At 43.8% G+C, this 26054-nt stretch carries 24 protein-coding genes and 1 pseudogene; 8 read left to right on the top strand and 17 right to left on the bottom strand.

The genetic code is table 11. The features are described from left to right. Nucleotides 1-7: 7 nt before the first annotated feature. The 10 genes from R8N49_RS13400 to R8N49_RS13355 form a co-directional block, all read right to left on the bottom strand. Nucleotides 8-643 (bottom strand): YopR family T3SS polymerization control protein, encoded by a 636-nt coding sequence (locus R8N49_RS13400; protein WP_186584992.1) that lies wholly within the window; start codon nucleotides 641-643, stop codon nucleotides 8-10. After that, nucleotides 640-999, bottom strand: a complete 360-nt coding sequence (locus R8N49_RS13395; protein WP_005377200.1) for a YscG family type III secretion system chaperone — start codon at nucleotides 997-999, stop codon at nucleotides 640-642. Before R8N49_RS13395 ends, R8N49_RS13400 begins: the two co-directional genes overlap by 4 nt. Before the next feature lie 3 nt (nucleotides 1000-1002). Next, nucleotides 1003-1251 carry a type III secretion system needle filament subunit SctF gene (sctF, locus tag R8N49_RS13390; protein WP_005377199.1) on the bottom strand — a complete coding sequence of 83 codons (249 nt, stop codon included), beginning with the start codon at nucleotides 1249-1251 and terminating at the stop codon, nucleotides 1003-1005. An 18-nt stretch (nucleotides 1252-1269) separates the two neighbouring features. Then, the gene (locus R8N49_RS13385; RefSeq protein WP_005377198.1) at nucleotides 1270-1473 is read right to left on the bottom strand and encodes an EscE/YscE/SsaE family type III secretion system needle protein co-chaperone; all 204 of its coding nucleotides are present in this window, start codon (nucleotides 1471-1473) and stop codon (nucleotides 1270-1272) included. Beyond that, the gene (gene sctD / locus R8N49_RS13380) at nucleotides 1460-2761 is read right to left on the bottom strand and encodes a type III secretion system inner membrane ring subunit SctD (RefSeq protein WP_053304386.1); all 1302 of its coding nucleotides are present in this window, start codon (nucleotides 2759-2761) and stop codon (nucleotides 1460-1462) included. Before sctD ends, R8N49_RS13385 begins: the two co-directional genes overlap by 14 nt. A gap of 5 nt (nucleotides 2762-2766) precedes the next feature. Next, complete coding sequence (gene sctC, locus R8N49_RS13375; RefSeq protein WP_064353990.1) at nucleotides 2767-4641, bottom strand: type III secretion system outer membrane ring subunit SctC; 1875 nt, start codon at nucleotides 4639-4641, stop codon at nucleotides 2767-2769. After that, the gene (locus tag R8N49_RS13370) at nucleotides 4638-5066 is read right to left on the bottom strand and encodes a YscB family type III secretion system chaperone (RefSeq protein WP_085569994.1); all 429 of its coding nucleotides are present in this window, start codon (nucleotides 5064-5066) and stop codon (nucleotides 4638-4640) included. Before R8N49_RS13370 ends, sctC begins: the two co-directional genes overlap by 4 nt. A 12-nt stretch (nucleotides 5067-5078) precedes the next feature. Next, nucleotides 5079-6059, bottom strand: coding sequence for a T3SS regulon anti-activator ExsD domain-containing protein (locus tag R8N49_RS13365; RefSeq protein ID WP_005377193.1), 981 nt, complete (start codon nucleotides 6057-6059; stop codon nucleotides 5079-5081). Nucleotides 6060-6207: 148 nt separating this feature from the next. Further along, complete coding sequence (locus R8N49_RS13360) at nucleotides 6208-7068, bottom strand: AraC family transcriptional regulator (protein WP_005377191.1); 861 nt, start codon at nucleotides 7066-7068, stop codon at nucleotides 6208-6210. 609 nt (nucleotides 7069-7677) lie between these two features. Next, the gene (locus tag R8N49_RS13355; protein WP_047102708.1) at nucleotides 7678-8091 is read right to left on the bottom strand and encodes a YscW family type III secretion system pilotin; all 414 of its coding nucleotides are present in this window, start codon (nucleotides 8089-8091) and stop codon (nucleotides 7678-7680) included. Nucleotides 8092-8479: 388 nt separating this feature from the next. Here R8N49_RS13355 and exsC point away from each other — a divergent pair. Next, nucleotides 8480-8926, top strand: a pseudogene (gene exsC / locus R8N49_RS13350) (type III secretion system regulatory chaperone ExsC). A gap of 8 nt (nucleotides 8927-8934) precedes the next feature. Further along, nucleotides 8935-9240 carry a T3SS regulon translocated regulator ExsE2 gene (gene exsE2, locus R8N49_RS13345; RefSeq protein WP_005377171.1) on the top strand — a complete coding sequence of 102 codons (306 nt, stop codon included), beginning with the start codon at nucleotides 8935-8937 and terminating at the stop codon, nucleotides 9238-9240. Between the two features lie 126 nt (nucleotides 9241-9366). Here exsE2 and R8N49_RS13340 read toward each other — a convergent pair whose 3' ends face one another. After that, complete coding sequence (locus R8N49_RS13340) at nucleotides 9367-10887, bottom strand: aldehyde dehydrogenase family protein (protein ID WP_005377169.1); 1521 nt, start codon at nucleotides 10885-10887, stop codon at nucleotides 9367-9369. A gap of 239 nt (nucleotides 10888-11126) precedes the next feature. Between R8N49_RS13340 and R8N49_RS13335 the strand changes: the two genes are divergently transcribed. Beyond that, nucleotides 11127-12893 (top strand): sigma-54-dependent Fis family transcriptional regulator, encoded by a 1767-nt coding sequence (locus R8N49_RS13335; protein ID WP_047102709.1) that lies wholly within the window; start codon nucleotides 11127-11129, stop codon nucleotides 12891-12893. A gap of 61 nt (nucleotides 12894-12954) precedes the next feature. On the opposite strand, the gene R8N49_RS13330 is transcribed toward R8N49_RS13335, so the two are convergent. Then, a complete protein-coding gene (locus R8N49_RS13330) occupies nucleotides 12955-13092 on the bottom strand; it encodes a hypothetical protein (RefSeq protein WP_005377165.1) in 138 nt (45 codons plus the stop codon). A 578-nt stretch (nucleotides 13093-13670) separates the two neighbouring features. Here R8N49_RS13330 and R8N49_RS13325 point away from each other — a divergent pair. Further along, on the top strand, nucleotides 13671-13874 hold the full coding sequence (locus tag R8N49_RS13325) for a hypothetical protein (RefSeq protein WP_054576969.1): 204 nt from the start codon (nucleotides 13671-13673) through the stop codon (nucleotides 13872-13874). 93 nt (nucleotides 13875-13967) lie between these two features. Here the strand turns inward: R8N49_RS13325 and gnd are convergent, their stop codons facing one another. Genes gnd through zwf form a run of 3 tightly spaced genes read right to left on the bottom strand, consistent with a single transcriptional unit; the run spans nucleotide 13968 to nucleotide 17670 of the window. Then, nucleotides 13968-15416: a decarboxylating NADP(+)-dependent phosphogluconate dehydrogenase gene (gene gnd, locus R8N49_RS13320; protein ID WP_005377160.1), complete on the bottom strand. Its 1449-nt coding sequence runs from the start codon at nucleotides 15414-15416 to the stop codon at nucleotides 13968-13970. Nucleotides 15417-15454: 38 nt separating this feature from the next. Beyond that, on the bottom strand, nucleotides 15455-16171 hold the full coding sequence (gene pgl / locus R8N49_RS13315; protein ID WP_005387158.1) for a 6-phosphogluconolactonase: 717 nt from the start codon (nucleotides 16169-16171) through the stop codon (nucleotides 15455-15457). Beyond that, nucleotides 16168-17670 carry a glucose-6-phosphate dehydrogenase gene (zwf, locus tag R8N49_RS13310; protein WP_017634563.1) on the bottom strand — a complete coding sequence of 501 codons (1503 nt, stop codon included), beginning with the start codon at nucleotides 17668-17670 and terminating at the stop codon, nucleotides 16168-16170. The genes pgl and zwf overlap by 4 nt, the downstream gene beginning before the upstream one ends. Before the next feature lie 537 nt (nucleotides 17671-18207). Between zwf and R8N49_RS13305 the strand changes: the two genes are divergently transcribed. Together R8N49_RS13305 and R8N49_RS13300 are read left to right on the top strand one after the other, a co-directional pair. Further along, nucleotides 18208-19173: a helix-turn-helix domain-containing protein gene (locus tag R8N49_RS13305; RefSeq protein WP_047102711.1), complete on the top strand. Its 966-nt coding sequence runs from the start codon at nucleotides 18208-18210 to the stop codon at nucleotides 19171-19173. Nucleotides 19174-19272: 99 nt separating this feature from the next. Continuing rightward, nucleotides 19273-21408, top strand: coding sequence for a TonB-dependent siderophore receptor (locus R8N49_RS13300; RefSeq protein WP_213968878.1), 2136 nt, complete (start codon nucleotides 19273-19275; stop codon nucleotides 21406-21408). 91 nt (nucleotides 21409-21499) lie between these two features. Here R8N49_RS13300 and R8N49_RS13295 read toward each other — a convergent pair whose 3' ends face one another. Then, a complete protein-coding gene (locus tag R8N49_RS13295) occupies nucleotides 21500-22186 on the bottom strand; it encodes a response regulator (RefSeq protein WP_017634565.1) in 687 nt (228 codons plus the stop codon). Continuing rightward, nucleotides 22183-23802: a sensor histidine kinase gene (locus tag R8N49_RS13290; RefSeq protein WP_005377131.1), complete on the bottom strand. Its 1620-nt coding sequence runs from the start codon at nucleotides 23800-23802 to the stop codon at nucleotides 22183-22185. Before R8N49_RS13290 ends, R8N49_RS13295 begins: the two co-directional genes overlap by 4 nt. Before the next feature lie 476 nt (nucleotides 23803-24278). Here R8N49_RS13290 and R8N49_RS13285 point away from each other — a divergent pair, with 476 nt between their 5' ends. Continuing rightward, nucleotides 24279-24506: a hypothetical protein gene (locus R8N49_RS13285; protein ID WP_005377125.1), complete on the top strand. Its 228-nt coding sequence runs from the start codon at nucleotides 24279-24281 to the stop codon at nucleotides 24504-24506. A gap of 130 nt (nucleotides 24507-24636) precedes the next feature. Then, nucleotides 24637-26052, top strand: coding sequence for a TolC family protein (locus R8N49_RS13280; protein ID WP_025768106.1), 1416 nt, complete (start codon nucleotides 24637-24639; stop codon nucleotides 26050-26052). Nucleotides 26053-26054 lie beyond the last annotated feature (2 nt).

Below are 26054 nucleotides of genomic sequence, written 5' to 3'. Positions count from 1 at the left end.
TGTACTCCTAAGATAAATCTAACTTGTGACTGTGAGTCATGATGTTTTTCACCATCGCATTTTTTTGGATCATGAAGCTAAGTTCATCACGAACCATGTCCAGTGTTGATGCCATATCAGGTAACGACTTCAACTCTGCCCAGCAATGCCATAAGGCTTGTTCTTTCTGGGCACCCAGTGGAAAATGCTGCGCTAGCATTGCTTTTAGTGCTGTTTTATCAGCAGGTGGTTCGGCAATAAGCTGTCCCGAAAAATTCCCTAGTAACTCCTGCTTCAACACCTTTAACAAATCAGATTGTGGCTGCTCGTTGCCTTTTGCACTCTTCGCCTCATGAAAGGCGTACCACATTGCCTCTCGTTTAACTTGAGGGTCGGAGAACGCTTCATTTAACGATGATAAGACACTTTGTTTACTGACAACCTCTGCGTCTTTTAATGATTCGTACCACGCTTTAATCTCCGCCAGTTTCGCTTCTGTTTTCTCTAGCGTCTCTTTTGGAGAAACATGTGAAACTTGCTCTTGCTTGTCACTTCGCTCCATGAACGTTTTCATCTTGTCTTCATCGCTCCGCTCATAATGGCGCGACTCCGACTGACGCAAAGATTGGTGTTGAAGACTTAGGTTACTTGAATCAATGATCATCCAAGATTCCTAATGTCCTGAGAAAAGCTCGCAGCAAATGCTTGGCTTTCTTCGCTTCCTTGTGACGCAAGTTCTACCCAGCTTTCCGCTTTGCTCAGTAAACCGGCTTTGGCAGAAGCAAGAGCCGCTAAGCTGATCAGATCTGGATAGGCGTTACAAAGTGGTTCGAGTAATTGATGAGCCTCTTCATACAAGCCTTTATTCATGAGGCTCATTGCACGAATCATCGCAACGGTCTCTTCAGAACCTGAGCTTGCTTCAAGGCCATCTGCAATCGTGTTGGCTTCTTGATGACGATGCATACCTGTTGCCATCAGCGCGATTTCAGCCAGCAGTTGGCGCGTTTCTCGTTCCATGCTTTACACCTTCTGGAGAATCGACTGCATCACATCTTTAATCGCACGAGTGGTGGTCGCATTGATATTGTAAACAACAGACCATTTGTTGATCGCGTGCTGAAGCTCGGCAAGCTTTGATGGATCATCGGCATTGGTTTCTAGGTTCTTGATGGCTGCCGTCACTTCTGTGTTGGCATCTTTCGCTTGTTGTTCTAACTTAGCTTTAACATCATCAAGGTTTACACTGTTACTAGCATCGTAAAATGACATAAGACTTCCTCGTATTTTTTAGTTAGCTTCGTATGATTCAACGACCGCATGGGCGGCTGTGTAAGCTTCATACTGTTTGAGTAGCAATTGGTACTGCTGTGGTGAGCACCCTAAATCCAACTGACGTTTCACCACCGCTTGTGCTTCTAAGAGCTTGCTCTTAATCTTGTGCACTTCCGCACCGTTTGTGTCGTTATTTAAAATTTGTTCAAGATTTGTCATTGTTCGTCTCGCCTTCATATCCAAGTTCTATTGTTATCACCCGCCCGCCTTTAACCAACTCAATACCAGCAGGTGTAACACTGGATATTCGGTAGCCCTGAGGCGTTCTTGCACCGACCATATAGCGAACATTATCGGTCAGAATCACATATGGAACCTGGCCAAAGTTAACGCTACGAAACGGGAAATCGATGTTGGTGCCTTTACTCACCTTAGGTATGGATTTCAAAACTAAGTACGGTTTCTCACCATATTGTTCCCGGAAGTCTCGGGTCACACCGTAAAATCGAGTCGTTTCGATATCATCAAGCTCACCACGAACTTCGATGCGATCACCGCTGGTGACCAACTGGACTTTTTTCAGTAGCTCCGCATCCGTCAATAACGCTTTTAGCGTATCCATGTAGGCACCCGCTCGCTGCAGTTCAACCTTCCACGCAATAAGACCCGGCACGTCTCGCTCCAAGATTTGTTCAACTTGGTTCCAGCGGCTTGCATCATCGATATAGCCCGTCAGCAGCAGTGTTCCGGTCTCATCGCCATTTTCGACTTTCACTTGGTGATAGCCGAGGTTGCGCAAAATAAATCGAACCCCGCGACGGATTTCTTCCATCGTTCTTAAGTCACTTTTGTAATTGATGCCCAATACATCAATTCGACCAAGCAGATCGAGTTTCTGTGTTCGGTCTTCAACATAGCCCTCTAAGACTGCTTGGCGTGCGGCGGCATTCCATTCCACACGAACGTCGCTAAGTTTGAGCTCGCCTAAGATGTTACGTACCAAAACAATGGGTTCTGCTTCTGTAACAATTTCATTGTTGTTTCCGTTAGCTTGGCTGTACCACATACCGGCAAAAATGACACTCGGGACAAAACTACAGAGCAAAGCGATGAGCGTTGTTTTTTTCCAGCTAGAGCGTTGCACAGCAACCACAGGTGTATTCTGTTGGCTAGATTCGTCGCTGACGTTACTCACAATTAACGCATCTTCCGCGTATCCCAGAGCGAACTTCACAACGCCGACCGAGACAACAGCATGGCGTGACAACTCGATACCATCACCTGCAACAGCGATGTCTTCACTGTTAATATTTGCCTCTTCGCAGCCTCGTAAAATGACCGAGTCTTGCTGGCAAACGAGGGTGAAATGGTTCGCTTCGACCCCAGCATCAGACAGTACAAGATCAGCAATAAAGTCGTCACTGCCAAGCACGAGAACACCTTCAGGTAAGGTGACTTCTACTCCGGTATGCACGCCTGATAAAATACGAATTTTCCATTGCTGCATCGCGGTTAAGACTCCTCTGAAGGGCGCACACACTCACTTTGTGAGTCATCACATTCCAATACTTTCACCCGCCAACCCTTTTGCCCTGTTGGTAATTGGCACTGCGTTAATTGAGACGACTTTTTCTGTGACAATAAGTCTTGTTGATAGCGCTCGGCCTGAACCCTCGATGTGCAGCTATATACTTCCACTACCGATTTAAATTCAGCGCTATTGTTGGAGATGTTGTTAAGCCTGCCTATACTTGGTCGCAAGTCATATTCGTTGCCAATCAACACACTATCGCCAATACCATCCACAACAATTCGAGGTTCTAAAATAAACATTCGTACTGTGCGGCGCTTAGTATTGGTATTACTTCTAAACAGCGCGCCTAAATATGGGATGTCTCCTAGCAATGGCACTTTACGTAACTGATGGCTCACTTCATCTCGGTACACACCACCGATAAGTAAGCTTTGCCCTTGTTTAACCGTCGCTAAGGTGCTGATTTCAGTTTTACGAACGGAAGGAAGATCATCGACACCACCATCAGCGATCTTTGCACCGTCTTCGAGATGAAGGCTCAGGTTAATTTCAGGTCGTGCAGCAAATCTATCACCAACGATACGTGGGACAATTCTCAGTAACGTGCCATACGTGACCTCTTCCAGCGCTGCGGTTTCTTTACCAACCAGCTTGACGTAAAACGTGCTGCTGTTGTTCAGTACCGCTTCGACATTTTCCTGAGTTAACAATGTTGGCCTTGAAACCACTTGAGCACTGCCTTTGGATTCCAATAAACGAATTTGAGCCAGCAAGTAATTTAGGTTGGTTGAATCAAGCAAGGACTTAAAGTTCTGTCCACTGCCGAGCGTCACATCCCCCGAATTCACATCACCTGTTGTTTTGATATCGACAATGCGGTTGTTTCCGACAGACACTCCCGCTCGCCAATCCACTCCTAACTGACTTAAATCGTTGGCACTGATATCGACAATCGATAGCGCGACTTCAATTCTTGATTGCGGCTGGTCTAATTGCGCGACCAGTTTACGATAGAGCGGTAATCGTGCTTGAGTATCACGAACGATAATCGCATTAAGGCCCGGCTCTGCTTCAACTGTTGCGCCACCATGAACTGAGGCGGTTTTATTACTTTTTACAGGCTTATCTGGACTGGTAACTTCTTTGCTAGACGCACTCGCCACTTGCGTTTGAACACCAGACACGACCCGTTTTAACACCGATGCGATGCCCGGGACCGTAATTGTCTGATCTCGATATGCAATTTCTCTATCCGTTGCAGAAGCGTACTTCAAAGGAATTATCTCAACGAATAATTCGTCGGTTGAATTCGATTTCTGCAGCAAGCGCGTTTCCAATGCCTCCGCCGTTTGTACCACTAAGTCGACATAACGTGGAGGACCAGCAAGATAGACTAACCCTTTGCTCTCAGCAGCTCTCCAACCATAACGAGAATCCCAAACGCCGGTGGAAATTAACGTACTGCGTAGCTCTCTAGCCGTAAGTAATTCCAATTGAAGTAAACGTGAGCGAGTTTCTGTCGCCTTATAGACATGTAAGACGGCTCCATCGAAATACCACATCAAGTTGTACACTTGCGATAAGTAATCGAGGAATTCCGCCGGATCTTCAGGGGTAAAACGCCCATTCACTCGATCGTTGACTTTGTCACTAACAGAAACCGAGACACGATAATTTGCACCGAAGTTATTCAACAACTCTTTTAATGAGTCATTATCTGCATAGTAGCGGAACGGTTGTTCGGGCCAGTGTAAGTCTGTTGCTTGCGCGTATCCCAAAGGAACAACACTCACTGCGCATAACAATGCCTTTGTTGCAGCACGCCTAATGTTGGGAAAGATTTTTAGCATCATGGTAACCACACTGTATGGTTGATTGTGTGGTTCACGCGTTCTTGTTCCAATAATGCAATGTAACGCTCACATAGATTGACGTGCTTAGAAAGCAAAGCAGAGAACCGTTCCACCGAACAGTCCTCAACCCGTACTTTACTTTGCAAAATCAATTGCTGATCATCATTGGTTGTCAGTACGCCGCCATCCTCACGAATGGTTTTTAATGAGAGCTGCATGCAACGTTGTAACGCTTGTTCTTGTTGATAATCTAGATGCTCTTTAAACTGGAAGGGTAACGTCGCTTCCCATAAAATCCATGACGCACGTTGCTTGATGGTCAGTGATAACTGGTCAACCTCGATGTTGTAAGAACCATTTTCTGAGGCAATAAAATCCCCTACCTTTAGCGCTTCCGCTAAAGATTTCATCATCTTATCTAACATTTAACGCCCTATTTAGATCTGGCTGAGGTGATTGCAAGCCTGGCCGCACTGACCACTTTGAGTATCAAAATAGTAGTGATCGATATCACCAACAGTTTGCATGTTCTTGAACCATTGCCATACTTTCGCAACCGCATTTTGGTCGTTGTAAACCACATCGCATGCATCCCAAACTTCGTTCAGCTCAGGGGCTTCAAGTCGCACTTCCGAACACCAATTTTTCCACTCAGAAATAAATTGTTCGGTTGTAGAGGTGTACTCCGCGAACCCTTTCAGCTCGTCTAAAGACGGTTGCCACTTCTCAATTAACAAACGATGACATTCAATCACTTGCAACTGTTGTTCGCTTAACGTCCCAAGTTGCTTTTTAAGTTGATGCTGCTGGCTCTTAATAAGATCGAGTTGCTGTTGAACAAAGACGGCACTGGTGTCTTCCCCTGATAGCTTCGACCAATATTCCTTCTGAATATCGAGTTGATTGATAAGTTGTTCAACTTTAATCGAAGCATGAAGAGCACTTTGATCGACTTGTCGGTTAATCCACTCGTTGAGTGATAAATGGAAACAAAGCATCAACGTTTTTGGGACAGCCAAATTAAAGCGAAAGCCCAGACGAGAGTTGATGTAGTCCAGCCTTTGTTCGAACGTTGTGATTGTGCTGCTATCACTGAGCTGCGATCCAATTTCCAAAAATAAACGCATGGCAAACCGGTCTATCGAAGCACCAAGTTTTTGATACGTTTTAACTAACTGGCTAGCGCATAGGCTATCGACGACATTTCTATCCAACAAGCGTTGAAGTAAAGATAACTGCTCATAATTTATGACGCCTTCACTCAACAATTGTCGGTGATTGACGTGCACAACATTGAGATCCTGCGTAGGTTTCGAGGCGCTTTCATAACGAGCTCCTCTTTGTAAAACAGTCACTTTCCGCTGTGTCACTATGCTGTCTGGAAAAAGCGAACGGCGTCGCCAATGCTGCTTTTTCATTTATGTTCGTCTCCGCACCCCTTTCGAACAATCCAGAAAGAAAGAGATGTAATAATTTTTAATCGTTCGTTGTTACACGATACATAATAGAATTTACACTGGTGAGTGACTTTCAAAATTAGTCAGAAAATTTTAGTCCCAAGTCATTTCATTTCGCGATAGCCACTTGATCGTCTCCCGAACGTACGCGGCTTGGGGTCGTTCCAAAACGACGACGGTAACTCTGCGTAAAGTAAGACTGGCTGGAAAACCCTGCCTCCATCGCCACATCTACGATGCTCATCTTGCTCGTCAACAGCAGTTTATGAGCATGCAGTAGTCGACGCTCACTGATCCAGGCTCTTGGAGAAATGCCATAGTGCTCATTAAAAAGCTCTTTAAAAGTGGTTAAGCTGGCACCAAACTCCTGCGCGTAGTCTGTCAACTTCCATTCTTTTAAGTAATGCTGTTCCATAAATCGACGTAACCGTTCCGACGTACGGTTTGTTTGTTGTGACAGCAACGCATACAGTGATTCTCCTCCTTTGCTGTGTAGCAAGAGAATGAGTAGTTCTTCGTATTTTAGGCACATAATGGCATCAGGGTACGCTTGTTGCTCAAGCGTCTGCATGCTGGAAAGCACTTGTTCAACGAGTATGTTCAAACCAAAAGTAAACAAACCAGAACAAACTTTGTCTACCTTAGGCAGCATCATCAAGAGATCACTGTGTTTTTGCAGCAACTGACTAACGAGTTCATTGTCGTAGGCAATAATCGACGCTTTGTATGCCCCATCTAGCGGAGAGTACTCTAACAAGTAATCTCCTTGGGATAGAAATACCCCATTTTCTGCAGCAACATCGATTGTGCAATCACCTGTTTGAACTCGAAGCTGACCATTGTGAACGACAACAATGTGAGACTGGTCTGAGTGAAATACTTCGTCAGATTTTTCATAGCAGGAAAAACTACGAATTTTTCGTGAACTCGAGTCGACCCTTTCTGAGTTTAGTTGGCCTGACACATCCATTTTCTACCCTTCATTATTTTGAGTTTCTCAGTGCAAATGTTGAGAAACTTTCAAAGCACTACTTTGATTGTTGTTATTTCTAAGTACTGCTGTATGAATTAAAGAAGCAAAGAAAAGAGCATAGAAGTTCTATCACTTACCATACCCCCCGAATAATTAGCGAATAACCCAAGCATTACCTTTACCTAAAGGTAAAAGTTTGACTTAGTAAATTTCTGCTGTCCGTCTTTATTATTTTTATCAGATAGCGTTTATCATTAGCCCAAACTTAAATATCATTTCGTTATTTAAGTTTGGTTGTTTTGTTATACATTAGAATACAATTAAATAGATTTCGGCATCGTTTCTAGAACAAAATTAAATTTCCAAAATCATAAAAATGTATGTTTTATAGCCTAAAACGCCAAGCCAACGTGTTCAAGGAGCGAGATATAATCATAAAAAATACTGTTTTTGCAACAAGTATGAGTCTAAAAAACAACTGACCCGATGACTTCAAAGTCATGTAATTAATGTTTATAAAAGACAACAAATCTTTCACAACAGGAAAGATATAGTCTTTATTTTTATAAATTAGAAAATTCTAATAAAAATGTAGTACTTAAAATTTTATCTGTTTATTTTTGGAACAAGAATCAAGTTTTCTTGTTTATTTCCCTCAAAAAATAAATAGTTCTTTTCTTTTTCCGCAACGAGATCACCGTTTGAATAAAGCTTTCCAATAATCTTCATTTTTCCTTCACCAGCTTGAATTGGTGCAATTAAAAACGAATACTGCACAGGCAACTGAACACCTTGGTAGCTCTGAGATGCCGATTTAAAGCATTGATTATCAATAATTTTACATATTTCCACTTCAAGAGAAGTAATCGAAGGTGGAAAGTAGCCGTCGACAGAAACCCAACCATAGACTGATGCCTGACTCTGTGTATCAAAGCCATCCACCCCATTAACGGACACAGTCTGACTGCACCCACTCAGTATGAATAACCCAATAAAACCAGCCCATATAGAATTGTTCATTATGACCCCATAAACTTATTTTATATAATCTAGCTCATTTGAAATTCACACAATTCTTTATGTAAAAATATAAAAGATCAACTTATATTTATACTACAAGCGGACAATAAATCGCACTTTTCAACAACACGTAGTTAACATGGACTGTAATTTCAAAAGCAGTTTCTGCTCACTTTCATTCCTTCCTTAATTGAAGTTTATTAGAGAAAAATGATATTCATATATCTCACTGCCATCGAGATATGCATCTGAACACATTTAATTTTGCCTTTCTATTTCTCTCAACACATTTAAAAGCCAAAATATAATAACAACCGACTAATATTGATAAACATGAAGAGATACATCTAATATTTTCCTTGATAAAATTTCAAAAGGGACTATTCCTATGTCAGCACGCCAAACTATCGATGAGATTTTGCTAAAGTTTGCTCATCAAATAGGCTTGCCTGCACTGCATCTAACGGAAAATGAAGTAAGCTTAGCCTTTGATGATAATCTAAGGGTGCATATCATCTTTCATCCTGAATCGACAACTCTGCAGCTCGAAGCTGAGATTGTTGGCCTTCAAATTGTAAATTCCGATCTCTATCGCTCTTTCTTGGCCTTTAATTATCACTGGCCTGAGCACCAGTTATTTTTTAGTTTGGATAACCACCGACATGTCCTATGTTTAAACCGACTCATTAACATTAGGCGACTGGATTACGAATAATTTGAAACAGCTTTAGCAGAATTGCTGACGCACAGCGAGTCGTGGGAAGCGTTATTGTCTTCTCATGTAACCATTGATGAGGCACCACCGATGCCACAAACTTTAGACTTGAGAGTTTAGGTGTCTTTATGTCCAATGACATCCAATCCACATACACCAATTCATCGGTTCATGACGTTCAACAAGCGCAGCAAAGTGATGCAGTGCCGCAAGGAACGTTTCATGGCCGTAAAGTCACCCTACTCTCCTCATCAGAAAGCAGTATGACGCGAACAAGCTCTAAAAGAGAGCTTGGTGAATGTTTAAATCAATTTGCCAGTCTCGAATCTTGCAATCGCGTTTTGGACTTTGATCCGCAACTCAATATTGACAAGCAAAACGCCGCCGTAGAAAAGCTTATGGAACGAAAAGTGGCGATAATTCAACGTTCCTGATATCACAATATAAGTAGGTTAAACATCTAAGTTAACCTTCAGCCGACAAGCTCACGCTAATAAAAAACCCCGAAGATTCGGGGTTTTGATTCATACTGCTTTTTCTTTATTAATTACTTAGTTTCACTAGAAGAAGCCTAACGGGTCGATGCTGTAGCTAATCAGCAAGTTCTTAGTATTCTGGTAGTGATCCAGCATCATCTTGTGCGTTTCGCGCCCGATACCCGATTTTTTGTAACCACCGAACGCTGCGTGTGCAGGGTAAGCGTGGTAACAGTTAATCCAGATCCGGCCAGCTTCAATATTACGGCCCATACGATATGCAACGTTCGCATCACGTGTCCAAACACCTGCGCCTAAGCCATATTCAGTGTCGTTTGCGATTTCCAACGCTTCAGCCTCATCTTTGAATTTGGTGATAGCGATCACTGGGCCAAAAATTTCTTCTTGGAAGATTCGCATCTTGTTGTGGCCTTCCAACATGGTTGGCTGAATGTAGTACCCCTGGTTGATAGACTCTGGCTGTTCTGACACTCCACCACCAAAGACCACTTTTGCGCCTTCTTCACGGCCGATTTCCAGGTAACTTAAAATCTTATCAAACTGTTCTTGAGAAGCCTGAGCACCAACTTGAGTATCGGTATCGAGCGGATTACCTTGTTTAATCAGCTGTGCACGTTCCGTCAGTTTCTCTACAAACTTGTCATAAATCGCTTCATGAACCAGTACGCGAGATGGACAAGTACAAACTTCACCTTGGTTGAAGAAACCAAGTAACGTACCTTCGATACACTTATCAAGATACTCATCTTCGTAATCGAAGATATCTGAGAAGTAGATGTTTGGAGATTTACCACCTAACTCAACTGTCGATGGGATCAAGTTGTCTGCTGCACATTTCAGAATGTGGTTGCCAACTTGCGTAGACCCGGTAAACGCGAGTTTCGCAATGCGGTTGCTGGTTGCTAATGCTTGACCCGCTTCAGAACCATATCCGTTTACAACGTTGATGACACCAGGAGGAAGAAGGTCACCGATTTTTTCCATCAGAACCAGAATGGATGTTGGGGTTTGCTCTGCTGGCTTCAATACCACACAGCAACCCGCCGCTAGTGCCGGTGCTAGTTTCCAAGCCGCCATCAACATTGGGAAGTTCCACGGAATAATTTGACCAACCACACCAATCGGTTCTGGGAAGTGGTAGCTTGCGGTGTGCTCATCCAGTTCTGCCGCACTGCCTTCTTGTGCGCGAATACAGCCAGCGAAGTAACGGAAGTGATCCACTACTAAAGGTAAATCTGCCGCCAAGGTTTCGCGAACTGGTTTGCCGTTTTCCCAAGTTTCTGCAACAGCAAGCTCTTCTAGATGCTGCTCAATACGGTCAGCAATTTTCAGCAAGATGTTCGAACGTTCTGTCACGCTGGTTTTGGCCCATTTTGCTCTGATGTTGTGCGCGGCATCCAGTGCTAAATTAATATCTTCCTCGCCAGAGCGAGCAACTTTACAATACGCTTGTCCGTTGATTGGTGAGATATTGTCAAAGTACTCACCACCCGTTGGTTTTACCCATTCCCCACCGATAAAGTTATCGTAATGCGATTTAAAGTTAACAATGGCATTTTCACTACCTGGCTGTGCATAGATCATAACTCTTCCTTTTGTTTCTCGTTCAATGTGTTATTGCAGTGTCGTATCGCACTGTTCACAAAGAGCATTACGCAAGTCACACGCCAACTACGCCACACTTGTTGTTAATTAAATGTAAAACTATGATTACCAAGCGATAACAAACCAAGTGAGCGATGTTTGAGCGGATGTATGGTGTGAACACCAATGTTCAAGTGTTCCAAAATGGCACACCCTCACTGTGACAAAATGGTACAGTCATGGAACTTCAACATATTAGCGATAACAATTGGCTTTCAACTTCATGGGTCAGAAGTGAACAAGCGGGTTTAAAACAGCGTCGACGCCCTGAAGATATTCGAGTAACGCCAGCAACGCTCCAAGATAGGCGTCACCAACTCAATTTTTTGCTAGAGGCAGTTACTCAATTTGCACTCCCTTTGTTTAATCAGCTATTTGCTCATAGCGACAGTCGCTTAATTTTGACGGATTCAGATGGTGTCATCATCGGCAGTTGGGGACAGCCTAGATTTCGTGAGAAGTTGACGGAAATCTCGCTAAGCTCTGGAGCATGCTGGCAAGAAAAGGTCAAAGGCACCAACGCTATTGGTACAGCCTTGGTTGAAGCAAAGCCCGTTTCTGTTATTGGTGATCAGCACTTTATCCAACACCATCGTTTTATTAGCTGTTCGGCTAATCCTATTTTCGATCATCTTGGTAACCTCATTGGCGTATTAGATATTACGAGCGAGCAAAAGAGACATGACTTCTCAACGCAAGTACTAGTACAAAACATGGTCCAGCAAGTGGAGAATCAACTACTTAACTTGATTCCACAAGGGCATATTCGTGTGGATTTAGCGTGCGAAAAAGGTTTACTGAATAGTGGTTGGCAAGGAATTATCATTGCAAATGAAGACGGACAAGTTTTGGCTCACAATCAAGTAGCCTCTCAACTTTTTGCGCAAAAAAGTATCATTGGGCAATCCTTAGACGACATTCTATCCACTCGGGGAAATGAGCACCCTTTCGTTTTCAAAACAAAACCGCTTACCGATAAAGATAGCAAGGTCAAGTCTCGTGCTGTAGCGGCGTCCAATGATCTTCATTATGGCGACTCCGCTGTTGAGCACTGTTGGCAGCAAGCCAATCGCGTCATCGATAAAGACATCAGTTTGTTGATTCTCGGAGAGACTGGTGTTGGCAAAAACGAGTTTGTGAAAGCGCTCCATAAAAACAGCCAGAGAAAAACGGGACCGTTGGTTTCCGTCAACTGCGGAGCGCTACCAAAAGATCTGGTTGAATCTGAATTGTTTGGCTACGTAGCCGGTGCCTTTACTGGCGCAAACAGCAAAGGCTATCAGGGAAAAATTCGCCAAGCGCACAAAGGGATTTTGTTTCTGGATGAAATCGCGGATTTACCCTTGGAAGCTCAAAGCCGATTGCTCCATGTATTGCAAGATAAAACCGTGCTTCCCGTGGGTTCCAACCAAAGCATTCAAGTCGATACGCAAATCATTGCAGCCACGCATAAAGATCTGGAACATTTGGTCAGCGAAGGATTGTTCCGCCAAGATTTGTATTATCGCCTTAATGGCTTGATCATTGAGCTACCTCGCTTTGAGGAGCGTGAAGATAAACGACAACTGATTGAGAACATTCATCGGCGTCACGCCGAATCTGAACAACAGCTTTGCCCTCACCTACTTTCTCTGATGCTGTCTTACTCATGGCCAGGAAATTTGCGTGAACTCGATAGTTTAATCAAAGTATCCGCCTTAATGGCGCAAGGTGAAGAAATATTGGAACTCACACACGTCCCAGCCCACCTAAGTAAGAAACTCAGCCAAGCTCAAGAAGGAGTAGTATCCGCTGAACCAACTTCAGAACTGCGTGCAACCGTCGAAGATAAGTTGCTCAAAACATATCAAGCCAACCGGGGGAACATTAGCAAAACGTCTCGTATGCTTGGTGTGAGCCGAAATACCATTTACAGAAAATTGAAAAGCCTTGGCATATTAAGTTAATTCTACGACCTCAGATACAAAAAGAGCACCGTTGCGGTGCTCTTTCTCTTTGAAACCTAGCTTACAGGCCGCCTTGTTGTTGTGCCTGTTTTACTAATGCCTGACGTTGAGTTTCCTTCTCAGAGATCACTTGATTGTCCTTGTGCATTTCCTGTTCCAATTCTGCTGGAATGAAAACAAAGTACTTGTTAAGAGTCATCTTAGAACCTCAATTTGCTGTGTTAATTACCTTCTTGGTCGACGTAAACAAAACCAGAAAAACATGTTTTACTGGATCCTTGTTGCTAGTTTCAAAAAATAAAGGATGTTCATATAATAAACATCCTCCATGTGGGCGCTAATTATAGGCGTAGTTTAAAGGCTTACCTAGCACTCTTTTTCACCTTTTGTGCAATCTGAGTTTCGATCGAAAAACGGATTTAATTGCCCGTAATTACTAAGGTATTGTTAAAAAGAGAAAAAAGCTTTTACTGTAACTGACGACAGGGATGAGCTTACGAGTGTAGGTTCACTTGCAATTGTGTATCGTAGAGTTCGAATACGATAATAATAACGCTACATGCCCTTAATCTGCGTAGTTAAAAACTTTGAAGTGATAGACAACCGAAGTCATATCTGTGCAACTCAGTTTAACGATTTGTCTACCGGTTCAATATTTCACCTTTTTTGAGAAATCTTTAGCCACTTTTTTGTGTGAAACGCCCCAAAAGAGCAGACAATTAAAAGTGTGGCATATGACCACAATTGTCTATCCCCACTTAGCTTCGGGAGGCGTTTATGAAAAGTAACAAACTTGGCCATGTGATGTCTTTCAGCAGGATGTTTTCCTTCATTGCATTCTTGACGGCCACATTCGCATGGATTCTCAGCATGTACGCCCTATTTACTGTTTCTTTAGTGGCTCTTGTGGTCAGTGCAATTCTCTACCTAAAAGACAGGTTTTATCAAAGCAAGAAAACGACCACTGAAAAGAGCGCCTAGGCGCTCTTGAAGTTCCGTAAAAGCAGACACAAAAAAGGATGCCACTTGGGCATCCCTTTATATCTTTATATTTAGTCGGTTTACTTAAAACAATTACACGTCGTAAGTTGTAGACGCTGTGTCGCCGCCTGTACCAGTCCAGTTAGTGTGGAAGAATTCACCACGTGGACGGTCAATACGCTCATAAGTGTGAGCACCGAAGTAGTCACGTTGAGCTTGAAGCAGGTTCGCTGGTAGACGAGCTGTTGTGTAACCGTCTAGGAAAGATAGCGCAGAAATCGTACATGGCATTGGGATACCAGACTCTAGAGACTTCGCTGCTACTTTACGCCATGCTGCTAGGCTGCCTTGTAGGATATTTTTGAAGTACTCATCAGAACCTAGGAATGCGATGTCTGGGTTCGCTTCGTACGCATCACGGATGTTGCCTAGGAACGCAGAGCGGATGATACAACCACCACGCCACATTAGGGCTACGTTACCGTAGTTTAGGTCCCAACCGTTCTCGTTCGATGCTTCGCGCATTAGCATGAAGCCTTGAGCGTAAGAGATGATCTTAGAAGCTAGTAGCGCTTGACGTAGTGCATCAACCCACTCTTGCTTGTCGCCTTCAACAGGAGTGATTGTCTTACCGAATAGAGATTCAGCTTCAACACGTTGGTCTTTCAGTGCAGATAGACAACGAGAGAATACAGACTCAGAGATAAGTGTTAGTGGAATACCTAGGTCTAGTGCGTTAATACCAGTCCATTTACCAGTACCTTTTTGGCCTGCTGTGTCTAGGATCTTCTCAACGAGAGGCTCACCGTCTTCATCTTTGTAGCCAAGGATGTCAGCCGTGATTTCAACAAGGTAGCTGTCTAGTTCAGTCTTGTTCCAATCAGCGAATACTGCTTGCATCTCGTCTGCAGACATACCAAGACCGTCTTTCATGAACTGGTAAGCTTCTGTGATAAGCTGCATGTCACCGTATTCGATACCGTTGTGTACCATCTTAACGAAGTGACCAGCACCGTCGTTACCAACCCAGTCACAACATGGCTCACCAGCGTCAGTTTTCGCAGCGATACCTTGGAAGATAGGCTTAACCGCTTCCCATGCTTCAGCAGCACCGCCAGGCATGATAGATGGACCGAAGCGCGCACCTTCTTCACCACCAGATACACCAGTACCGATGAAGTGGATACCTTTTTCACGTAGTGCAGCAACACGACGGTTTGTATCTGGGTAGTTAGTGTTACCACCGTCAATAATGATGTCGCCTTTGTCTAGCAGAGGTACTAGCGCTTCGATGAACTTGTCTACAACGTCACCAGCGCGAACCATCAACATTACTTTACGCGGCGTTTCTAGCTTCTCTACTAGTTCTTCTAGAGAGTATGCACCGATGATGTTCGTGCCTTTTGCTGGACCTTCCAGGAACTCGTCTACTTTAGCAGCAGTACGGTTGTGAGCAACCACTTTAAAGCCGTGATCATTCATGTTTAGGATAAGGTTTTGACCCATTACTGCTAGGCCAATTACACCGATATCACCTTTCATTGTTTCTCTCCAATTTTATTTCATCGACGAGCAGCGTCTTAAGCAATTTTTGCTGCCGCGTCTAAATCTAAATACCATTCCGTTAGGCCCGATTTCGCTTGAATCTTAGCCGCTGGGTATGGCAGTGCGTGTGCTGGTGAACTGTTAATTTCTTCAACAATGTCCGCTTTTCCTGCACCAAGCACTAAGTAACTAATGCGTTTCGCTGCTTCTAATACGCGTGCGGTTTTCGACACACGAAGTTGGCCCGATTCAGGATGCGACGCCACAAGAGATAGGTTCGCATCATCATAATTCGTTTGGCCAGGGAACAGAGAAGCTGTATGACCATCTGCACCAACGCCTAATAAGATCCAGTCAAACACAGGTGTGCCGTTTTCATTCGGGATTACCTCTGCCATCTCTTTTGCAAAGCGCTCGGCTTCTGCTTTAGGCTCATCTTCGCCACGGATGCGGTGAATGTTTTCTGCAGGAATATTTACTTGGCTAAACAACAACGTGTTCGCTTCACCGTAGTTGCTTTCTGCGTCGTCAGGGGCAACACAACGTTCGTCACCCCACCAAAAGTGGAGGTTTTCCCATTGAATGGAGGTTGCGTAAGCCTCTGAAGCCAGTAGTTTAAACAGCATTTTAGGAGTGCTGCCGCCAGAAAGAGAGATGTGAACAGGTCTGCCCATTTCGCTAAACGCTTTCATATCGTTAGCTAGGCTTTCAACTACCTGTTCTGCTGTTTGGTAGATCTTATGGTTGATCATAGTTCACAGTAATCCGTATCTGTTAAGTTTTTACATGGGAAACGCCAAGCGCGGCCATCACGCTGTAACAAGTCATCTGACTCTTTAGGTCCCCAAGTGCCGCATGCGTACCCGAAGAGGGATTGTGGATCTTGCTTAAAATCTAAGATTGGCTGTACGTATTGCCAACACGCTTCCACCGCATCACTACGTGCAAATAGCGTAGCATCACCATTCAAAGCATCAAGTAGAAGGCGCTCGTATGCCGTTAGCATTTGCGTTTCTTGCAGGTCAGCGTAATGGAAGTTCATTTTCACTTCCTTCGCTTCAAAGCCTGCGCCTGGCTCTTTCAAGCCAAAGCTCATTTGAATGCCTTCGTCTGGTTGAATACGAATGATCAGCTTGTTTTCTGGTGCGTTTTGACCAAACACAGGATGCGGTGTTTGTTTAAAGTGGATAACCACCTCAGTAACGCGTGTTGGAAGACGCTTACCAGTACGCACGTAAAATGGCACGCCATTCCAACGCCAGTTGTTGATGTACGCTTTCAAACCGATGTAAGTCTCTGTACGAGAATCGTCTGCAACTCCCGGCTCTTCACGGTAGCCGCGCAGGCTTTGCCCACGAACTTCAGACGCCGTGTATTGGCCTAATACTAGGTCATTGCGCAGAGCGTTTTCGTCTAATGGCTTTAGGCATTGAAGCACTTTTACCACTTCATCACGCATCGAGTCTGCATTGATTTGCGCTGGTGGTTCCATACCTACCATTGCTAATACTTGTAGCAAGTGGTTTTGGAACATGTCGCGCACAGCGCCAGAGTTGTCGTAGTAACCACCACGCTCCTCTACGCCGAGGAATTCTGCGCCTGTGATTTCAACGTAATCAATGAAGTTACGGTTCCAAAGCGGCTCAAACATCGCATTAGAGAAACGAAGCACAAGTAGGTTTTGTACCGTTTCTTTACCTAAGTAATGGTCAATTCGGTAGATTTGATGCTCTTGGAAGTGCTCGTGAATTTCTTTGTCCAGAATACGCGCCGATTCAAGATCATAGCCGAATGGTTTCTCAATGATCAGGCGTTTCCAGCCATCCTCTTCACTGTTAAGACCATGTGCTGCAAGACTTGCAGGGATCACACTGTATAAACTTGGTGGGGTTGCTAAGTAAAAAAGCGTATTGCGTTGCTCGAATTGATATTCGTCCGCAAGTTGGTCTAAGCGAGAAGATAGCTTACCGTAATCTTGTGTGTCAGAAGTATTAATTGCTTGGTAGTGCAGATGGTTAATAAATGCATCAAGCGTTTCTGGCTCAGTCTTTTCCATTTCCTGAAGCGATTTTTTCAGCTTCGCGCGGTAAGACTCATCACTGTATTCAGTGCGACTTACACCCAGAATGGCAAAATTCTCTGGAAGCTGCTTGTTCGCGTAGAGGTGGTATAAAGCAGGAATGAGCTTACGGTACGTAAGGTCACCTGAAGCACCAAAAATAACGATGCTGCTGTTTTCTGGTATTACCATCATCTTTCCCTTAAAAACGAGGTACTTATTGTGTGCCCGGATACGGCTAGAGAATGAGCCAACCCTATCAATGGCACCTCAAAATAGAAAATTGGTCTTACCTATTACGTTGATAGGTAAAGTCTATGGGCCCAAAGAACCTCAAGAAGTTGCATTTCCGATTCTTGAAAACACGACGTATTGAGGTCATTTAAGTCACTTATGTCTCAAAAGTACACACTGTACTCGCTTGAGGAGAGTCCGACACGGGGCAATATTGTCTACGACTATTTGATTTACATCAACACTTGCCAGTGCAAACGTTTAAATAAGTTGCACAAAACGTCATAAGCGATTGTATTTTATTGATAAAAAAAGTTTCATCTGAACGCTCCAAAATTTAAGCAAAAACTCTAATATGGGCAATAATTACTCATCCTTGCAATCCATTACAGTTTTATCGTGATCTGTGTTACTTACTTTTTATTTCATCATCCTATTGATAATGATACTCAATTAAAGATAATGAAATCACTATTAATGTGAAAGTAGAACGCCATGAAATCAAGCGCCATTAACCCACATCCCATAAACCGAATACAATCGGTGCTTGACTACATTCACACTAACTTAGACAGCACTCTGAGCGTAGATGAAATATCAAAAGCAAGTTGTTGGTCGCGCTGGCAACTGCAACGCGTATTTCAACAACACACTGGCGTATCCGTCGCTCACTATATCAGAGAGCTTAAACTTAGCCTTGCGGCTGAGCGCTTAATCCATACTTCTGACCGCTCGTTAGATATAGCGATAGAAATGGGATTTACATCTGAGCACGCATTTAGCCGAGCGTTCAGGAATATGTTTTCAAAAAGCCCCCGCGAATATCGAAAAACGCAACAACTCTCCGGGTTGAGGCAACCTTTGACGCTGCGTAAGACACCAGAAGAAGAGAAAAAACATCAGCGCTTTATTGAAGTTCGAATAGAAACAAAACCGGCTTTTGAACTTGCTGGTTATCATGAACCTATTCACGGATTGTTTTCCGCTACGCCCGATTTCCAATCCAAAGTACCGTCACTTTGGTCACGTCTTTATTCATCTGAAAACCTTAATAATTCGGAAAGTACTTACTTTGGCGTGATTGATGTGACGCAAGCGTATTCAAACAACCAACAACTTGAGTACTGGGCAGGTTATGAGTGTGGTCCAACAGCAAACGCATCAAGATCAACGAACTCTTCCAACTCGGGGTTAGACCTCTTGGCTGTTCCTGAGCAAACCTACGCCGTCATTACACACATAGGCAAAGCATCAGAGCTCGCCTCAACGCTGGAATGGTTTATTTTACATTGGCTACCCTACTCTAATTATCATGCTATCGATGGTTATGAGTTAGAGCTTTATCCAGAAGGTTATGATGTTGATAGCGAACAAGCACAAATGCAGTATTGGATTCCTGTCGAGCCAAACGACTCGCTATCTTTAAAACCTAAGAACAGAAGAATAAGTTCCAAAGATTAGTGTTTTGCACCAAATTGTTAACTTTTCCTATTTCTTTGAATATAGAATACAAATAACAATCATTATCAATAAATAGAAAAAGTAGTGGAATTTATAAATATGGAAAGTCCGATTCGATTTCATCGTTCAGCGGTTGCTATCGTCGTATCCGCATTGCTCGCTGGCCACGCCAATGCGACTGAGAGCGTATCCCAACACGAAACGATTACGGTGCTAGGAGAAACATACCGAAACACCGCAACTAAAACCGTTTTAGAACCGGAGGAAACACCGCAAGCGATCACGGTAATCACTAAAGATGACATGGACCTGCGCGGCGTAAACTCGGTGAGCGAAGCATTGCGTTACGCGCCTGGCGTAAATACAGAATTGCGTGGCGGTGCCGTTTCCCGACTTGACCTATTCAATATTCGTGGTTTTATTAACTACACCAACTTTTATGATGGTCTTCCTTTGCTGTACAACGGTTGGAACCTTCAACCTCAGGTCGATTCCGTTGCTCTTGAGCAAATCGAGGTTTTTAAAGGGCCAACGTCTGTTCTTTACGGCAATATTCCACCAGGAGGTATGGTCAACATTATCGCCAAGGCGCCTCAGTCAACACCCTCGCACTCTGTCTCGATTAGTACTGGGACTAACAGCCTAAAAGAACTGACGTTCGACACCACAGGACAAATTGGTGATTCTAATGTGGATTACCGTATTGTAGGCCTAGCTAAACAGCGAGATGGTCAAGCCGATACGTCTGAAGACGAACGTTATGTACTCGCCCCATCTTTCAATTGGCAAGCGACAGAAAGCACATTAGTGAACGTGAATGTTTACTATCAAAATGATCCATCAGCAGGTATCTACACGACTGTGCCTGCGTCTGGCTCAGTGATTAAAAACCCACTTGGCTCGATGTCACCAAGCACTTATTTGGGGGATGAGGACTGGAACACTTACGAACGCGAAGTTCTGATGATGGGTTACAAAGTCCAACACGACTTTAACAACAATTGGCAATTTCTACAGAATGCCCGCTACATGACCGCCGATGCCTATCAGGAAAACACATATAACGGTGCACTTGAAGCGGATAACCGTACCGTTGGTCGAAATGCCTATTTAACCGATGAAAAGTCCAAATCCTTTGTGATTGACAACCAACTATCTGGCTACGTTAAAACAGGAAATTTTGAACATAACTTATTGTTCGGGCTTGATTATCAGTATCTAGATTCAGATGTAAAATACAAAGACACGCTTGGGTATTCGCTAACTCAGGACATTTTTAATCCTGACCACAACAGCATTGATCGTAATGCACTGAATTTCCAATACAAACAAAACTTAGATATCAAAACGAAGCAGATTGGCGTTTATTTCCAAGATCAAGTTCGTTACGACCAACTTGTAATGATTGCAGGTCTTCGTTGGGATAAATACGATTCAAATACAGACGCCGTTAGCGATTATCTAGGAACAGTATCCAACAGCAAGGAAGAGTTAGACGATACCAACGTATCTTTCCGAGTCGGTGGTTTGTATGAGCTAGACTTTGGTCTCTCGCCATACCTTACTTACTCGGAAAGTTTCGAGCCAATTGCGGGTGCCGACTCTTCTGGTAAAGCATTTGAGCCATCAACCGGTCATCAATGGGAGTTAGGCTTTAAATACGCCCCATTATCTGGTGATATCTCAGGTAACTTAGCACTCTTCCATATTACGAAGAAAAACGCGATCTTGACCGATCCGAATAATCCTTATGCACCGAACTATCAAGCGGGCGAAGTGGTATCACAAGGTATTGAACTTGAGGCAAAATGGCAAGCCACAGCACAAGCTGATTTCACTCTAGGCTATACATATACCGATATGGAGATTACCGAGGACAGTTATTACAACCAAGAAGGTAAAACGCCGGTTTGGGTACCTGAGCAAACGGCCTCTCTATGGGCCAATTACTTCTTTGAAGGAAATCTTTCAGGCCTTCGTACCAGTGCTGGCGTTCGCTATGTCGGGGAAGCACAAATTGATGCACAGAATAGTCAAAAAGTACCGGACTACACCTTGTTTGATTTGGCAGCAAGTTACGATTTCTCAACGGTATCTGAATCAATGAAAGGGGCTAGCGTCACGCTTTCTGCAAGCAATCTATTCGATAAAGAATACTATTCTTGTTACGACAAAAATAACTGTTGGTTTGGCGCTGAGCGCTCTATCGAAGCGAAGTTAGAATACAACTTCTAACCTCTTAGAACGGAACAGCAGTAATTTGTAAAGCGATGGTTTCTACAACAAGCCATCGTTTTTTATTTTGCATAGAGCATCAATATAAACGCTACCGTGTCACTTTTTTATAGCACCTTTCCGGCCTACCTACCGACCCATAGTTTAAATCAGCCTCTAGTTCACCAGTGCTGATCAGATACTCCAAATAGCGCCTCGCCGTTGTTCGGCTCGCGCCGATCTTTTCGCCTGCCTCATCAGCGGTCAGTACACTGCCATTTGGGAACAACTCTCTGATCTTGTCTAGCGTTACACCATCAATCCCTTTCGGTAATCGGTTCGGCAAGTTGTCTTGATTAGCGTGAGACTGCAGCATTTTATCAACGAGGTTCTGATCCAAACTCTCTACGATGTCTAGTTGTTGGCGTTGGGACACATACTTTTTCAGTGCGGCATCTAAACGTGGAAACATCACGGGTTTTAACAGGTAATCGACAACGCCACCCCTCATCGCCTGTTGTAATGTATCGACATCCCTTGCGGCTGTAATCAAAATGACATCACACGTTTGGTTACTTGCACGCAGTGTATTTAATATCTCAAGCCCTGTGCCATCGGGAAGATAGACATCCATCAATAGTAAATCTGGCTTAAGAATGTCGAGTTGCATTTCCGCTTCCATTCTCGTGGTCGCAATTCCGACCACTTCCAAACCTGTCAGTTGGCTTAAGTATTTGTGGTGCAGCTCAGCAATAGCCAGATCATCTTCAATGATCATTACGCGAGTCGCCATACTCATAATTGTTCTTCCTTGGGTAAGTACACCGTTATTCTTGTCCCATAATTTGTATTGGGTATCATCTCAACATGGCCGTGATATCGAGTAGCAAGCTGATTGACAAGGTGTAACCCAACACCTCGATTTTGGCGAGATTTCGTCGAAACGCCTTTTGTAAATAATGTTTGTGGATCCATTGTTTTTGGGAGGCCACAGCCATGATCTATCACCTCAAGTATCACTTCATTTCCGTAATCGCTAACGGACACATCAATGTTTCTGCGTTCTGACGCAACATTTGATTCATCGCGAATTGAAGTTAACGTGGCATCGAAAGCGTTATCAATCAAATTACCCAAAATTGTGACTAGGTCTTCCGAATTTAGCCACTCAGGCAGGGGCTCCAGACGACTGCCTTCCTCAACCACCAGTTGTAAGCCTAACTCGCGAGCACGTTCAGTTTTTCCAAGCAACATACCTGCAATTAGCGGGTCCTTAACGGTATCTCTTAAAAACTCAATCATTGCTTGATAGTGAGCGGTTTCTTGTCCAATTAACTTTTGCACCGCATCAAGCTCACCCATTTGTACTAGCCCGCTGATAGTGTTTAGCTTATTGCGATGCTCATGGGTTTGCGAACGTAACAAATCTGCATATTCCTTGGTTTGTGATAGCTGCTCGGTTAGATCATTAATTTCATCCCTTAAACGGAAACTCGATACCGCCCCCACGATTTTTCCATCAACATAAATTGGAGAGCGATTTGCAATCAGGCGCTTATGATTAAGGAATATTTCAATATCATGATCTTCCTGCCCACTTTCTAACACTGTATATAGATCGCTATCACGCAGCGTATCAGTCAAAGGTTTATTGAGCGCTGATTCTCTATCAATACCGAGAATCTGGCAGGCACTACGATTTATCGAGCGAAGTATCCCTTGGGCATCAATGCTTAACACGCCCTCTTTGATAGTGCTCATCGTCACTTCTAATTCGCCGTACAACCGCCCTATCTCTTCAGGCTCAAAGCCTAAAATGGCGCGCTGAAACTTTCTCGACGCATAATTGGATACAATGGCATTAGCGACGACAACTACGATGACCATTAAAATCAAAAAGGCCAAAAATGGTTCGATGCGGTCTTGCAGTCGGTCGAGCAAATAGCCAACCGAAACCACACCAATGATGTTCCCTTCCTCGTCAAAAATCGCAGCTTTACCACGAACTGAATAACCTAACGAGCCCTGTGCCGTCGAAACATAAGACAACCCCTGTTCTAGCGCTCGACGATTGTCGCCACCTCTCATTGGCTTGCCCAACCGCTCATCAACAGGGTGGATTAAGCGTACTCCCTTATGGTCGCCAATAACGATGAATGCAGCACCTATGGCTTCGGTTAATTCTCTAAAGCGAAGTTGGTATGGCTGGGGGTTTTGGGTTTCGATCATTTCACGAACAACCGCTGAGTCCGCTAAAAAACGGGCAACACCCAGTGCTTTTTCTCCCATTTCTTGCTCTTGATTGATTTTGAGATAAGTGAACCCCGCGGCGACAAGCAATAACAGCTCTATCAACCCCGATAGCGTCATGATAATGAGCATCCGCTTACGAAAGCTGATGGTTTTCCAACTCATTGATACATCCTTGTGATTCACTCTTGAGCGTAACGTTAACACTCAGTTAACAGCATGACGTTGTCGCGGTGATAAATCTGTGAGGAAGGCAAACAAACCGCAGAGTTTACGGTTAATTAATCGACGAGCTGAAACATAAAATTACAACCATTCACCAAATTTAGCATTCCTCTCTGATACTCAATTCCATACATAAATTGCCCTTAAAATCATGATCGCGATCACATCGATTTTAGCGGTTTTTGAGGCGTTTTTAGACTTTACAACGTATAATTTTTAATCAACGAAACCAATGAGAGTTTCGGTTTGAAAGCAGTGAAGCTGGAAGTCTATTAAAAGCTCAACATTGATGTCAGTGGTTTGGACAAAAATAAAACAAAACACAAATACTGACTATATGACAAACACTTAGACACCATCTGAAAACTGGAAAACTATAAACAGAGGTGCATTTATAGTTAGAAGGAACACCAAACATGGAACGCGATACCTTTGGAATATGCCTGAATAAGGCGATGCTGTCAGAGAATATGTATTCAACATTTACACACGTCAGGGCTTATGAAAAAAACGGAGGCGGTACTTCTGATCTCAAAGTCCTGTTATCGTTCCCTCAAATGAGTGGAAAAGATCTATTGAATACGATGCGAGGTTCTCGTCAGCTCGAGTGGAGAGCGGAGTTTCACTGTCCATATACGAAATAAATTTGTAACATCTCCCGCGCCCAGCACAAATATAACTGGGCGCATACTACTGCCCAATTTTCCCTCCTACTTAACACGCAGTTACGAATCCTTTATATTAGAGCTAATACTCTACGACAAAGCAGCCATTATGAAAAAAACAGGAAAGGTTTGGATACTGGGCTTACTTAGCAGCTCGATTTCCCTTGCCTGTCATGCGGCACCGATCACTTTTGATACCGCATGGCAGCTATTGCTAGAAAACAACTATTCTCTTAAAGCTCAACGCTCAAACGTCGAGAACTACCAATACCAAGAGAGTGCCACCAGCAATCTCAACTTACCTCAGGTTACTATTGGCGCGAATTACACGCGTTTAGATACCGATATCACGCTGTCGGGAAAACAGATCCTAGACAGCACAGGAGCACACATTAACGTACCTCCTGCTTTTCAGCCTATTTTTGGTGCCTTAGCTAATACCACTTCGACCATAACCGAGCGCGATATTTTCTCTTCGTCTATTCGTGCCATTTGGCCAATTTTTACTGGTGGTAGAATTTCTGCGGCTCAATCAGCAGCAGAAGGCAAAACGGATGAGGCGAAAAGTCAGCTTCTAATGGAACAACAAGCGCGTTTTGAAGATTTATCGAAGTACTACTTTTCTGTCGTACTGGCAAAGGAAGTACTCGCAACGCGGCAAGCGGTTGAAGCTGGGCTAAAAAAGCATCGAGATTTTGCCATTAAGCTTGAAGAGCAAGGACAAATCGCGCACGTTGAGCGCCTGCAAGCCGAGGCTTCTTTAGATAAAGCATCCGTAGAAACACGTAAAGCTGCCAGCGATTTGAGTATCGCTCAGGCTGCATTAGGTAAATTACTCGCACAAGATGACGCCGTAGAGCCCGCTGAATCTTTGTTTATCAACGACAGTCTTCCCCCTCTTAGCGCTTTTGTCGATCAAACGTTGCTTACCTATCCGGGGTTAGAACTTCTGAGCGCTAAACACAAACAAGCCTCTAGCTTAATCAAAGCAGAAAAAGGGAAATACTACCCTGAAGTTTATCTTTACGGCGACTACAGCTTGTATGAAGACGATTCTCTCGCAAGCCAAATGAAGCCAGACTGGTTAGTTGGTGTTGGTGTCAGCATTCCACTGATTGAATCATCAGGGCGAAGCGAAAAAGTCAAAGCCGCTCAAAGCGTCGTCTCGCAGGTCGACTCATTAAAGTCCCAAGCCAAACAAGACTTATCGCTGTTAGTCCAAAAGACATACTTGGAGGCTCAGCAAGCCATTGATGAAGTACAAGGGCTCGCATCTAGCATTGAACTCGCTAACGAAAACCTGCGCTTGCGTGAAAAAGCATTTACTCAGGGTCTGTCGTCTTCGCTGGATGTTGTGGATGCACAACTTTATGTCGCGAGTATAGAAACACAGCGTTCAGCGGCGCGTTTCCGCTATTTAATATCTTTAACCAAGCTACTCGCATTGAGCAGTGAAATGAACAGCTTCGAACAATATCAAAATACCGCTTATATCCCTGCTTCAACATCCAAAGAGGTGAAATAAAT

This window comes from Vibrio sp. 1978 (assembly GCF_033344345.1).
This window is presented reverse-complemented; position numbering and strand designations above follow the sequence as displayed.